The sequence below is a fragment of the Bartonella sp. TT67HLJMS genome (assembly GCF_042193375.1).
Classification (GTDB): domain Bacteria; phylum Pseudomonadota; class Alphaproteobacteria; order Rhizobiales; family Rhizobiaceae; genus Bartonella; species Bartonella grahamii.
Genome location: NZ_JBHILP010000003.1, coordinates 67,893 through 80,178 on the forward strand (window position 1 = coordinate 67,893; position 12,286 = coordinate 80,178).

Consider the following 12,286-nt stretch of genomic DNA (forward strand, 5'->3'; position numbering starts at 1 on the left):
ATGTAGGAATATACCTATGAGTGCTGTATCTGCGCAAAATAATCGTCGAAAAAATACATTTCTTAGCGATACGCTTATGTTTCGTATTGCCTCTACTTTGCCTAAGTTTTTGTTAGCAAGTTTTGAAGAAATAGGAGATTTTGCAGCGAGTCGAGAAGCATGGAAACTCTCTTGCTTGGCGAATCATTATAAGCCTTTATTGTGTTATAATGATGAATGGGGGCAACCGACGGAAAAATTAGAGATTCATTCTTCCTATCAAGCTCTTCAACAATATTCTAGACAAGCTGGTTTGGTTACCTCACTTTGGGAAAATACGAGCTCAGAAAATGGAGTACGCTATCAAGCGCGTGCGATTCGTTTAGCTTTATCTGCTGGTTTAGAAACAGGACATTTGAATGAAGTTATCATAACGAGTGCAGCTATTGCTGTTTTAATTAGTGATATTGAGCTTTTCAAAAAATGGCAAAATGTACTTTTATCACGCCAATATGATTCCTCATCAAAGCCTATTCATCATAAAAAGGCTGCTTCTCTAACTTGTGCATTTGATGATATTGAAAAATACGCTTTTAATTTTCCAAGCGTTAAGAAGATTTCTTTCGATGAAAGTATGGAACGTGATCTATATCGTTTAAATGTTGTAAAAACCAATGTTATTAATCCTACTGCTGACGGATATCTTGTTAGTGCAGATTTAAATGGTCATTTAAGTTGTTTTTTTATTCCACGCATACAAGAAAATGGCGCATTAAATGGATTTATATCGATTCGTCATTTAATTCAGCGTTCTGGAGAACTTTTAACACCAGAGGGGGTTGTTGATTTCCAAGGCAGTTATGGTTGGCTTTTGGGAAATGCTGGAGAAGGGCTTAAAGTTATTAAAGATATCGAGACGATGATGCGTTTCGATCAATCAGTCATATCGGCAGGTGTTTTGCGAGCGGCTCTTCAATTTGGCATAGATTTTTTCCGGAAAAAAATGCCCAATCAACCTTTACCACCACTGACAGAACGTATTTTTGCAGATATTGCATTAGATATAGCTGCTTCACAAGCATTGGTTTTGCGTTTAGCGAGAGCATTTGACAATGCAGCAAATGACCGTTCTGAAGCGGCTTTTGCCCGCATTATGACACCTATTATTGCTTATCACGTAAGTCAATTGGTTGTGCCTATTATTGGCGAAATTATTGCACAACTTGGTATTGAAAGTTTTATAGAGAATAATCCATTATCACAAATGTTGCATAATGGGCCTGCACGAATTGTGAGAAATAGTTCTGCTAATCAATTGGTAAAGGATGCCATTCTTATTGCTGAAAAAGCACCGGGACTGTTTCAGAAATTGTTAGAAAAAATTGCTCTTGATATTGGACCAGCGGGACCACGAGCAATTGAAATTATTAAGTCAGCAGGTGATATGGCATCAGCAAATGAAGGTGCAGGAAGGTTTTTTGTTGAACAGGTAGCCTATGCAGCAGCAGCAGCAGCATTACGTTCTACAGACATAGAACATGTTGCAAATGCCTATATGGAAAGCCGTCTTGGGGGACAATGGAGATCTTCCTACGGGATGCTCATTGCACGATATAATGCAGGGCATTTGCTCAATGTCCTCTATCCTTCCATATGATGAAAGTTTTGAATTCTATTGAGAGCACCTTGCAATATAAAAGCAGCGGCTGCCGAATCAATTCGGCTTGCTCTTTTAGCGCGCGATACATTCATTTCTAGAAGAGAACGCTCTGCAGCAATTGTTGACAAACGTTCGTCCCAAAAAACAAATGGAATTTTTGTATAAGCTTTCATATTGCTCACAAAAGCTCTGGTCGCTTGAACACGAGAGCCGCTGCTCCCATTCATGTTAAGGGGTAAGCCAATGATAATAACGCCTACATTTTCACGGTCAAAAATTTTAACAAGTGTGTAAGCATCTTCTGTAAATTTTTTTCGCTGTAGTACAGGACGCGGATTTGAGACAGTCAGCCCCATATCAGAAATCGCAATTCCGATAGTTTTTGTCCCTAAATCTAAGCCTGCTATTGTTTGTCCAGGCAAAAGATGTGTCATAACTTCATTTATATTGATAACGGTCATAAGGGTATAATGCGTTTTTTAATGTTTCAGATCTAATGGTTATATTCTTCATTCATGTTATCTAATATTCTTGCGCTTGCAAGCTCAGCCTTGTATAGCCAGAATAAAGATTAATAAAAACAGAAAGGCGTAAGTAGTATGTCTGTTGATCAAGAGACCGTCAAGCGGGTCGCACATTTAGCGCGGATTGCTATCCACGATGATGAGATAGAACCTGTGACAAAAAAATTCAATGCTATTTTAGGTTTTGTAGAGCAATTGAATGAAGTTGATGTCAGTGGAGTTGAGCCATTAACATCTGTGATGCCGATGACTCTACGAATGCGTGAAGATAGTGTTACAGATGGCGATAAAGCAGCAGATATTGTAGCCAATGCCCCTGTTACAGAAGAAAATTTTTTTCTTGTCTCAAAAATTGTTGAGTAACTTTTTATATTTTTGAAATTTGAGAACCAATATGACCGATTTAACAACCCTCACAATTGCGCAAGCTCGTGATTCTCTAACAAAGAAAAATCTCAAAGCAACAGAATTAACGGAAGCTTATTTACAAGCAATAGAATCAGCTAATCCAATTTTGAATGCTTATGTAACAATAACAGCAGAACAGGCAATGAAAATGGCTGCTGAATCAGATAGTCGCTTAGCGAGAGGGCAGGGAGGGCTTTTAGAAGGAATTCCTTTGGGGATTAAAGATCTTTTTGCAACCTATGGTGTTCATACTCAAGCCTGTTCACATATCCTTGATGGTTTTAAACCGCATTATGAATCAACTGTCACGGCTAATTTATGGCAAGACGGTGCTGTAATGTTAGGAAAACTTAATATGGATGAGTTTGCTATGGGCTCATCCAATGAAACATCATATTATGGTCCCGTTATTAATCCGTGGAGAAAAAAAGACTCGAATGAAAAACTCGTACCCGGTGGTTCTTCGGGAGGATCTGCTGCCGCTGTTGCTGCACAAATTTGTGCCGGTGCAACTGCAACCGATACAGGTGGCTCAATACGTCAACCAGCAGCTTTTACTGGAACTGTAGGAATAAAGCCAACTTATGGACGTTGTTCACGGTGGGGCGTTGTTGCATTTGCTTCATCCCTTGATCAAGCTGGACCTGTTGCCAGAGATGTTCGTGATTGTGCTATCTTACTAAGATCAATGGCCTCTTTTGATGAAAAAGATTCTACTTCCGTGAATTTACCAATTCCTGATTATGAAAGTTATCTTGGTCAATCAATTAAAGGAATGAAAATTGGTATTCCAAAAGAATATCATATGGATGGAATGTCTCCAGAAATTATTGAGCTTTGGCAAAAAGGCATAAGTTGGTTAAAGGAAGCAGGAACTGAGATTAAGAACATTTCTTTGCCCCATACAAAATATGCTCTACCTTCTTATTATATTATAGCTCCTGCAGAAGCCTCTTCTAATTTAGCACGTTATGATGGTGTGCGTTTTGGTCTACGCGTGCCTGGAAAAGACATCATTGAGATGTATGAAAACACGCGCTCTGTTGGTTTTGGTGATGAAGTCAAGCGACGTATTTTGGTTGGGACTTATGTTCTTTCATCTGGTTATTATGATGCCTGTTATCTAAGAGCTCAAAAAGTAAGAACACTCGTAAAACGTGATTTTGATCAATGTTTTGCTTCAGGCATTGATGCTATTCTAACACCAGCAACACTAACACCTGCCTTTGGTATTGCTGATGAAAAAATAAAAAATGATGCTGTAGCAATGTATCTTAATGACATTTTTACGGTACCCGTTAATATGGCTGGTTTACCAGGAATCTCTGTTCCTGCAGGTCTGTCATCAAATGGTTTGCCTTTAGGATTGCAATTGATTGGTAAACCTTTTGCTGAGGAAGTCATTTTTCAGATAGCGCACATTATTGAAAAAGAAGCAGGGATATTCAGTGCAGAAAAATGGTGGATGTAATAATCAAACTTCACAAAGGAGCATTTCTCATTGAGGATGAGAAATGCTTTTTTAAAAGGTGGAGGGATGAACTCTATTTCCTCAATTCGTAGTCTTTATCCACCAAGATAGGCTTCTTTAACACGCGAATCAGAGAGCATAGTTTTACCTTCACCGTGAAATAAAATATGTCCTACCTCTAAAATATAAGCATAGTCAGCTATAGAAAGCGCAGCAAATGCATTTTGTTCAATAAGAAGAACAGTTTTTCCCATCTCATTAATTTTTCTAATAATCGAAAAAATTTCTCGAACGAGAAGCGGTGCCAACCCCAACGATGGTTCATCTAATATGACCATATCAGGATTGCTCATGAGTGCACGACCCACAGCAACCATCTGTTGTTCACCACCTGACATTGTTCCTCCTAACTGTTTTGCTCTTTCACGTAGACGCGGAAAAAGATCAAATATCCATTCAATATCACGGGAAATTCCCTGCTTATCATGACGAATATAAGCGCCTAGATGAAGATTCTCTAAAACAGTGAGATGGGGCATGATACGGCGTCCTTCAGGACTTAGAGCAATACCTAATCGCAAAATCTCTTCTGGTGATTTTTTAATAATAGATTTGCCATTATAGGTAATTTTTCCATAAACAGAGCGATTAAGTCCTGTAATAGAACGTACAATACTGCTTTTTCCTGCACCATTAGCTCCAATTAAAGTGACAATACTTCCCTTTTTTATGGACATAGAAAGATTTTGGACAGCTTTAATGGCGCCATAATGAACGTAAAGATTTTTTATTTTAAGAATATCCATAAACATCTCCGCCAAGATAAGCTTCAATAACTTTAGGGTTATTACGAATTTCATCTGGTGTACCATTGGCAATGCAACAGCCATATTCCATAACCAAAATATGTTGGCAAAGTCCCATAACCACTTTCATATCGTGCTCAATAAGAAGAATTGTAAGATCAAAGTCTTTTTGCACTTTTGCTATGAATTTTCTAAGATCTTCACTTTCTTGTGGATTCATGCCAGCAACAGGTTCATCAAGAAGAAGCAATTTGGGCTTTGTGGCTAACGCGCGTGCAATTTCTAGACGTCGTTGCACACCATAAGGTAAAGCTGTTGCCGATTGATTGGCAAGGTGATCAAGCTGTAGCTGCTCAAGGAGCTCCAAGGAATTTTTATAAACTTCCTTCTTTTCTTTCATTGCTTTTGAAAAAAATAGAGCTGAAGAAAACCAAGGATATTTTTGTCGAACATGCGCTCCTACCATAACATTCTGCAAAACCGTTAACCCTGAGAAAAGACGAATATTTTGAAATGTTCTGGCAATATGGCGTCTACAGATAATATAAGGAGGCGCTCCAGAAATTTTTTGCTCATCAAAAAGAATGACGCCGCTTGTAGGAGCATAAAATCCAGAAATCATATTGAAAACTGTTGTTTTTCCAGCGCCATTGGGACCAATTAATCCAGTAATACTTCCTCGTTTAATTGCCATATTAATATTATTTACAGCAACTAATCCGCCAAAACGCATTACAATATTATTGAGTGAAAGGATGGTGTCGTTCATAGCTTTCCCTCAGTATTAGAAAGCTTTTTGCGTGTCAAAAAGCTATAAATTCCATTCCATGAGAATTCTCGTTGTCCCATCAACCCTTTTCTCCAAAACAAGATAATTACCAGCAATAAAAGAGAAAAAACAACCATACGAAGCCCTGGTGTTTCTGGAATATGTATGAAACCTAAGTCAAATGGACTTTCAATAATACGAAGCCATTCAAGCATAACTGTAATAATAATGCTGCCAATAATGCTTCCTGTAATTGAGCCGAGACCACCAGCAACTACAATCATCAAAATATTAAAAGTTAGAAGAAAATTAAACATTTTTGGATCAATGGTTGAAATAAGAGCAGCCATTAATGCTCCACCTATACCTGCAAAAAACGCTCCAACAGTAAAAGAAAAACTACGGTAGAAAAAAGCGTTAATTCCCATAGTTTTCGCAGCAATTTCATCATCACGAATGGCACGTAATACGTTACCAGTATTGCTTTGTAGTAAAAGGACAATAAAGAGAACAGTAAATGCTAACCAACCATAGTTCCACCATAATGTTGCATTTTGAGGTATTCCCTTGATACCTAAAGAGCCATTTGTAAGCGATGTTGCGTTCGTAATGACAATGCGAATAATTTCTGCAAAACCCAATGTTGCAATTCCAAGATAATCACCACCAAGACGTAATATTGGCAAAGCAATCAATAAACCTACAACTGCAGCACATATACCACTTATAACAACAGCGACAAAAAAAGGTAATTGCAGATGATACAATGGTTCAGCGATAGGCTCCAGAATCCACATCATTTCTTTTTGTTCAGGGGAAAGAAGTAAAATTGCGCAAACATAAGCACCAATAGCCATAAATCCAGCATGTCCAAGAGAAAACATACCTGTGAAACCGTAAATCAAATTAAGCGAAATTGCTAATATCGCATTAATAGCAATCAGATTTATGATACGAAGCGTATAGTCATTAAAATGGCTATCAGCATAAAATAAAAAACCTATGAGAACTAAAACACTTATACAAGATAAAACAGTTGTCACTGACTTTGTCATTAGATTTTCTCCTGACTTTTTTTACCCATTAATCCTGTGGGCAATATCAATAAAATCAGAATCAATAAAATGAAAGCGAAGGCATCTCGATATCCAGATAGCGCGGGGAAAAATGCGATAATCATAATTTCAATAAACCCTAATAACAATCCTCCCAACATTGCTCCTGGTATCGAACCAATACCTCCGATAACAGCAGCGATAAATGCTTTGAGACCAGGAAGAACGCCCATATAAGGCTGAATTTGAGGATAACGTAAAGACCACATAATACCTGCTATAGCGGCAAGAGCTGAGCCTATTCCAAATGTAAATGCAATAACTTTATTGACAGACACACCCATCAAACGCGTCGTTTCAATATCATGGGAGATTGCACGCATAGCAAGACCCGGTTTTGTTTTATGGATAATCCATAACAGTAAAACAATAAGAATCAATGACACAACGGGAACGATCAGAGACATGGGAGCAATTCTAATGATACCATCTGCTCCTGATCCTAAATGCCATAAAAATGGTGTTACAAGAAAATCTGGTTGTTTTACACCTTTCGGAACACCACTAAAGAGTACAGTAGAAAGATTTTCAATAAAAAAAGAAACACCAATTGCACCGATAAGTGCCGAGATACGCGGAGCATGGCGCAGAGGTTTATAGGCAAGTTGATCAACAATAATACCCACTGCACTTGTAATAAAAATGGAAAAACAAAGAGCTAAAACCCAAATTGGGGTGAAATCTTGTGGAGAAATTTTAAAATAATAAACAAAACCTAACGCAAGGATTAAAAAAACAGCAATCCAATAAATTGAAGGGCGCCTTTTAAACCCTATAAAGACCGAATAATAAATAAGAGCCGCGAGAAACAAAAGAAGAAGTGCTGCCCAAGCAGGCATAAAGCTAATTGTGGAAAAGAAAACAAAATATGCTCCCAGCATGAAGATATCACCGTGAGCAAAATTAATGAGTCTCAGTATACCGTAGACCATGGTGTAACCAATAGCGATAAGCCCATAAAGAGATCCCAATGCCAGTGCATTAAAAAAATACTGGATGAACATTTCAGTGCTCATCTCTCATCCTTCCACATTTGTTAATTTACATAGGATAACAAGAAATTTCTAAGTTTTTGGTTGAGAAAAAGATCCTCAACCAATTCTTGCATTTTAATAAGTAAAACTTTTTAATTAAAAAGCAGGTTTAACCTCTTCTAAATAAACACGTTTTCCATCCTGTATTTTAATGATACCAATAGGAATCTTAGGGTTATGATTTTCATCCATTGACATATCACCGAAGGGGGTTTGAAAATCTTTTAATTTGCTAAGGGCGATAGTAATTTTTTCACGATCAGCGCTACCAGCATTTTCAATAGCCTTCATGAACATCATATAACTCGTATATCCCAAAACAGAATTTATATTCGGCTCTTTGTCAGGATACTCTTTTTTCCATTCTGCTGTGAATTCTTGCGCAGCTACTGACATATTTGGCATATCCTCACTATAGGGAAGTGTCGTATGTAAGAAACCTTCTGAAGCTTTTCCTGCAATCGCAATGGTTTCTGGATTATCCATAGCATCTCCACCCATAATTTGAAACTTTGCTCCTAATTCTCGTGCTTGTTTCATAATGATAGCACCCTCAGAAAAGTAAGATGGAATGAATAAGATGTCAGGTTTTTGCGCGATAATTTGCGTAAGAACAGCTGAAAAATCCTGATCTCCGGAATTATAGTTTAAATTTGAGACAACTTCACCACCTAATTTTTTGAAAGCACGCATAAAGTAGCTTGCAAGACCAATGGCATAATCGTTTGAAATATCTTTGAGGATAGCTGCTTTTTTTGCGTGTAAAGTTTGACTTATATAAGTCGCGATTCCCACCCCTTGATAGGAATCAATAAAACAAGCGCGGAAATAATATTTTTTACCCTGTGTAACAAGAGGACTCGTTGAGGAAGTGGCAATGGTTGGAGTCTTTGCTTTTTCAGATATTTCACCACCTGCCAACGAAAGTGAGGAACCATAGCTACCAATGATTCCACTTACTTTTTCACTTGCTGTTAAACGCATAACAGCATTAGCCGCTTCTACTTTATCAGACTTATTATCAATAATAACAAGTTCCACTTTACGTCCTAAAATTTCTGGAATTTTTTTATGGGCTAATTCTATACCTCTAATTTCAAGCTGACCTCCGAATGCATTTTGACCACTTAATGGAAGATAAACACCAATTTTGATAGGTTCACTTGCATAAACATTTGCTGTAAATGCCATGAATGCTGTGATTGTCGTAAGGATTTTTTTCAATTGCATTGCGCATTTTCCTTAATTGAATTGTTGTTTTTTCACCTTATATTGAACTTCTTCATCATGCAAGTTACACATTTATGAAAATATCATTATGTAAAAAAACCTTTCATATAACCTCTTTTGTAGGGCACTCCTTGTAAGATATGTAAAGCTTACAATCAAATAGTTTTATAAATATTCATGTTGATATTCTCTGACATTAACATAGAAGATACGACAATATGGGGAAATCTTATCTTGGGGCTTGCGTGTTGATACAAGAGCAATGTTTACTTAAACCTAGAGAATCAATATCGTACAATTTATAAGCTACAGGATCACGTTATTATGACGAGTAAGGATGCATTAAAAGATTGTCCCCTATCTGAAGATAGTATAGGTGCTTGTGGGGAGATTATCGAAATCAGTGGTGTCATTAAGTGGTTTGATGGTAGTAAGGGGTATGGATTTATTGTACCTGATTTACCTCATTTCCCCGATATATTATTGCATGTTACGGTAATGCGAAGGGATGGTTTTCAAACAGCTTTGGAGGGAGCAAAAGTTATTTGTGCTGTGGAAAAAACTGAAAGAGGATTAAAGTGCGTTCAGGTGAAATCCATAGACTGTTCTTCAGCAATTCATCCATCAGAAGTTCCAGCCCGTACCCATGTTGTTGTTACTCCAGAAAGTGGACTAGAACGTGCAATTGTTAAATGGTTTAATCGTGACAAAGGATACGGTTTTCTTAGCCGTGGGCAAGGAACAGAAGATATTTTTATTCATATGGAAACGTTGCGTCGTTTTGGTTTAGCAGAGCTTCGTTCCGGCCAAGTTGTTCTTGTACGTTTTGGTAAAGGAGAAAAAGGTTTAATGACAGCAGAGATTTATCCGGATATAGGCATTCCTTTAGCTACGCATTAAATTTCACGAATAAAAACAGTATGTCTTCTATGTTTTTAAAGGTGGTTATTTCGTAAATTTCTATAGAGGTAGGTTTTTAAAGAAAATATGGCTCTAGTGAATCCATAAACCAAATGGGGAAAGTTGCGCGTATTACGTTGAAAGAAACTAGAAAACAACAAGGGAGCAACCCTCTTATTTTTTTTGACTTTTAAACTCTGGTACTTTTTATTTTAGAAACAAAATTTAAAATTTTTCTGTAGTGGAGACAAGAATGTTAAAGCCTTTTAAAACGGGGCATATTGTTTTACTGGTAATGCTTTTTATGTTAGAAATACGTGTTGTTGTAGCAAAAAAGCCCATAGAGATTCCTGTTCATCCGATTCCTTTAGAAATACATACAAAGCAAGGTACGGTTTATTATAAGGTAGAGATTGCTTTTACGCCGTCTCAAGCAGCAGCTGGTTTAATGTATCGGACTGATTTTCCGCGCGATCGTGCAATGCTCTTTAAGCAGCTAAAAAGTTCTCAATCGGGAGATGAACAGAAAATTTTTATGTGGATGGCAAATACGCCTTTACCTTTAGATATGATTTTCTTAAACTCTGAGGGAATTATTGTATCGATTATTGAAAACACTTCTCCATTTTCGACAAATACCATTTCATCGGAAGTTCCTGCAGCTTTTGCACTTGAGATTAATGCTGGTGAAGTTTCTGAAAAAAAGATACAAAAAGGGCAACGTGTTATTCATCCTGTACTTTGTGGAAAGTGCAATAAAAAATGACCGCTGAAGATATTCGTTTTTTTGAATATAATGGTTTGCGATTTGCTTATCGAGAAGAAGGGCAGGGCGCGCCTGTTTTGTTGATCCATGGTTTTGGATCTTCTGCACGAGTGAATTGGTATGCAACGGGTTGGTTTCGCATTCTCACTGAAGCAGGATATCGTGTTATTGCTCTTGATAATCGCGGTCACGGAGATTCAGTTAAAAGTTATGATCCTGTCTTTTATACACCTCAAGCTATGGCTGGTGACGCAATAAAGTTACTACAGCATTTAGAGATATCTAAAGCCCATGTTATGGGATATTCTATGGGGGCTCGTATTAGTGCTTTCATGGCTCTTTTGCATCCAACATATGTACACAGTGTCATTTTTGGTGGTTTAGGTATTGGTATGGTAACGGGAGCCGGAAATTGGGAGCCTGTTGCTGAGGCACTTTTAGCAGAAGATATTTCTACCATTACCAATACGCGCGGTTTAATGTTCCGTAAATTTGCAGATCAAACGAAAAGCGATAGGCGTGCTCTTGCTGCTTGTATCATTACATCAAAACAGGAGTTAACGGCGTCTGAAGTTTACAAAATTAAGCAACCTGCACTTGTTGCCGTTGGTTCATTAGATGAAATTGGCGGTGCTGCAGAGCCATTAGCAGCTTTATTGCCTTGTGGTGAAGCTTTATCAATTCCTGGTCGAGATCATATGCTTGCTGTAGGCGATAAAGTTTATAAAAAAGGTGTTATAGATTTTCTTTCTCGTTATCCTATAAGATAAGCATTCTTCATAGGTCTTAGCATTTATAAAAATACTCAGTATTTTTATCTCGTATAAATTAAAAAAAGCTTATTTAAAAATTTTTCTATTGTGACATAAGTTTTTATAAAAAATGGAAAGAAAAATAAACTCTTATTAGCTTATTTTTTAGAGATGTAATTTTTTTAAGGCTAGATAATTATACTTTAAAATTTATTAAAAAGAATTATTTTTGAATGATGTAATAATATTTTTTGCTAAAAAATGTAGTTTTAAATAAAAAAAGTATTGTTATTTGTATTTTTTATAAAAGAAAAAAAATTATAAATTATTGATCAATTTTTCTTACGAATATGCATTCTAAATGCAGATGATAAAATTGGAGATAAAGTAAAATTATTAAAAATATACAGTTTTTTGCCATTTTTTAATCTATACGGGTATATTTAATAATGATAGACTCCTTTTGTAAAAGTTCTTTATGAATGTATAAAGGACATTGTAGATGTATGTAATATTAAGTAAATATTCAGGTTAAGCTTTTTTACTGACTTTACAGAATCATGGGAGTGTCTTATTTGCGCGACACGCAATTATTTTAGTCGTTTCAAAAAAACAGGAGAGCATAGTGAATGCTGATGAAATAAAAAAACTTGATAATTATTTAAAAAATATATTCCAAAACTCAGCATTGCAAGTCAGAGCACGGCCTAAAAAGAGTGATTCTTGTGAGGTTTATGTGGGAGATGAGTTTTTAGGCATTATCTATCGAGATGAAGATGAAGATGAGCTCTCCTATAATTTCTCAATGGCTATATTAGATATTGATTTAGAAAAATGATTCGTTATTCATAGTTAAATGAATCTTTTTATCC

General features: G+C 36.6%; 13 protein-coding genes. 7 read left to right on the forward strand and 6 right to left on the reverse strand.

Features of this window, described 5'->3' with window-relative positions; all coding sequences use genetic code 11:
• Nucleotides 1-16 precede the first annotated feature (16 nt).
• Nucleotides 17-1,636, forward strand: coding sequence for an acyl-CoA dehydrogenase family protein (locus tag ACFIJQ_RS02540; RefSeq protein ID WP_273787944.1), 1,620 nt, complete (start codon nt 17-19; stop codon nt 1,634-1,636).
• Here ACFIJQ_RS02540 and ruvX read toward each other — a convergent pair.
• On the reverse strand, nt 1,621-2,100 hold the full coding sequence (gene ruvX, locus ACFIJQ_RS02545) for a Holliday junction resolvase RuvX (RefSeq protein WP_273787945.1): 480 nt from the start codon (nt 2,098-2,100) through the stop codon (nt 1,621-1,623). The two genes, ACFIJQ_RS02540 and ruvX, sit on opposite strands and share 16 nt — an antisense overlap.
• Nucleotides 2,101-2,238: 138 nt before the next feature.
• Here ruvX and gatC point away from each other — a divergent pair, with 138 nt between their 5' ends.
• Together gatC and gatA are read left to right on the forward strand one after the other, a co-directional pair.
• Nucleotides 2,239-2,526: an Asp-tRNA(Asn)/Glu-tRNA(Gln) amidotransferase subunit GatC gene (gatC, locus tag ACFIJQ_RS02550; protein WP_015856421.1), complete on the forward strand. Its 288-nt coding sequence runs from the start codon at nt 2,239-2,241 to the stop codon at nt 2,524-2,526.
• A 31-nt stretch (nt 2,527-2,557) separates the two neighbouring features.
• A complete protein-coding gene (gatA, locus tag ACFIJQ_RS02555) occupies nt 2,558-4,042 on the forward strand; it encodes an Asp-tRNA(Asn)/Glu-tRNA(Gln) amidotransferase subunit GatA (RefSeq protein ID WP_375628380.1) in 1,485 nt (494 codons plus the stop codon).
• 95 nt (nt 4,043-4,137) lie between these two features.
• Here the strand turns inward: gatA and ACFIJQ_RS02560 are convergent, their stop codons facing one another.
• From ACFIJQ_RS02560 to ACFIJQ_RS02580, 5 genes are all read right to left on the reverse strand, one after another.
• A complete protein-coding gene (locus tag ACFIJQ_RS02560; protein WP_015856419.1) occupies nt 4,138-4,848 on the reverse strand; it encodes an ABC transporter ATP-binding protein in 711 nt (236 codons plus the stop codon).
• Entirely contained in the window at nt 4,835-5,617 is a 783-nt protein-coding gene (locus tag ACFIJQ_RS02565; RefSeq protein WP_015856418.1) for an ABC transporter ATP-binding protein, read from the reverse strand. The genes ACFIJQ_RS02560 and ACFIJQ_RS02565 overlap by 14 nt, the downstream gene beginning before the upstream one ends.
• Nucleotides 5,614-6,672: a branched-chain amino acid ABC transporter permease gene (locus ACFIJQ_RS02570; protein ID WP_375628383.1), complete on the reverse strand. Its 1,059-nt coding sequence runs from the start codon at nt 6,670-6,672 to the stop codon at nt 5,614-5,616. Before ACFIJQ_RS02570 ends, ACFIJQ_RS02565 begins: the two co-directional genes overlap by 4 nt.
• Entirely contained in the window at nt 6,672-7,748 is a 1,077-nt protein-coding gene (locus tag ACFIJQ_RS02575; RefSeq protein WP_273787948.1) for a branched-chain amino acid ABC transporter permease, read from the reverse strand. The genes ACFIJQ_RS02570 and ACFIJQ_RS02575 overlap by 1 nt, the downstream gene beginning before the upstream one ends.
• Nucleotides 7,749-7,862: 114 nt before the next feature.
• On the reverse strand, nt 7,863-8,996 hold the full coding sequence (locus ACFIJQ_RS02580) for an ABC transporter substrate-binding protein (protein ID WP_015856415.1): 1,134 nt from the start codon (nt 8,994-8,996) through the stop codon (nt 7,863-7,865).
• A 324-nt stretch (nt 8,997-9,320) separates the two neighbouring features.
• Between ACFIJQ_RS02580 and ACFIJQ_RS02585 the strand changes: the two genes are divergently transcribed.
• From ACFIJQ_RS02585 to ACFIJQ_RS02600, 4 genes are all read left to right on the forward strand, one after another.
• Nucleotides 9,321-9,896: a cold-shock protein gene (locus ACFIJQ_RS02585; RefSeq protein WP_015856414.1), complete on the forward strand. Its 576-nt coding sequence runs from the start codon at nt 9,321-9,323 to the stop codon at nt 9,894-9,896.
• 253 nt (nt 9,897-10,149) lie between these two features.
• Nucleotides 10,150-10,662 carry a DUF192 domain-containing protein gene (locus tag ACFIJQ_RS02590; protein WP_375628386.1) on the forward strand — a complete coding sequence of 171 codons (513 nt, stop codon included), beginning with the start codon at nt 10,150-10,152 and terminating at the stop codon, nt 10,660-10,662.
• Entirely contained in the window at nt 10,659-11,432 is a 774-nt protein-coding gene (locus ACFIJQ_RS02595) for an alpha/beta fold hydrolase (RefSeq protein ID WP_375627342.1), read from the forward strand. The genes ACFIJQ_RS02590 and ACFIJQ_RS02595 overlap by 4 nt, the downstream gene beginning before the upstream one ends.
• 607 nt (nt 11,433-12,039) lie before the next feature.
• Nucleotides 12,040-12,252 (forward strand): DUF3126 family protein, encoded by a 213-nt coding sequence (locus ACFIJQ_RS02600; RefSeq protein WP_375628388.1) that lies wholly within the window; start codon nt 12,040-12,042, stop codon nt 12,250-12,252.
• Nucleotides 12,253-12,286: the final 34 nt, after the last annotated feature.

Coding starts and splice junctions, on each gene's coding strand:
- ACFIJQ_RS02540 (WP_273787944.1), top strand. CDS start 17: ATGAGTGCTGTATCTGCGCAAAATAATCGTCGAAAAAATACATTTCTT.
- ruvX (WP_273787945.1), bottom strand. CDS start 2,100: ATGACCGTTATCAATATAAATGAAGTTATGACACATCTTTTGCCTGGA.
- gatC (WP_015856421.1), top strand. CDS start 2,239: ATGTCTGTTGATCAAGAGACCGTCAAGCGGGTCGCACATTTAGCGCGG.
- gatA (WP_375628380.1), top strand. CDS start 2,558: ATGACCGATTTAACAACCCTCACAATTGCGCAAGCTCGTGATTCTCTA.
- ACFIJQ_RS02560 (WP_015856419.1), bottom strand. CDS start 4,848: ATGGATATTCTTAAAATAAAAAATCTTTACGTTCATTATGGCGCCATT.
- ACFIJQ_RS02565 (WP_015856418.1), bottom strand. CDS start 5,617: ATGAACGACACCATCCTTTCACTCAATAATATTGTAATGCGTTTTGGC.
- ACFIJQ_RS02570 (WP_375628383.1), bottom strand. CDS start 6,672: ATGACAAAGTCAGTGACAACTGTTTTATCTTGTATAAGTGTTTTAGTT.
- ACFIJQ_RS02575 (WP_273787948.1), bottom strand. CDS start 7,748: ATGAGCACTGAAATGTTCATCCAGTATTTTTTTAATGCACTGGCATTG.
- ACFIJQ_RS02580 (WP_015856415.1), bottom strand. CDS start 8,996: ATGCAATTGAAAAAAATCCTTACGACAATCACAGCATTCATGGCATTT.
- ACFIJQ_RS02585 (WP_015856414.1), top strand. CDS start 9,321: ATGACGAGTAAGGATGCATTAAAAGATTGTCCCCTATCTGAAGATAGT.
- ACFIJQ_RS02590 (WP_375628386.1), top strand. CDS start 10,150: ATGTTAAAGCCTTTTAAAACGGGGCATATTGTTTTACTGGTAATGCTT.
- ACFIJQ_RS02595 (WP_375627342.1), top strand. CDS start 10,659: ATGACCGCTGAAGATATTCGTTTTTTTGAATATAATGGTTTGCGATTT.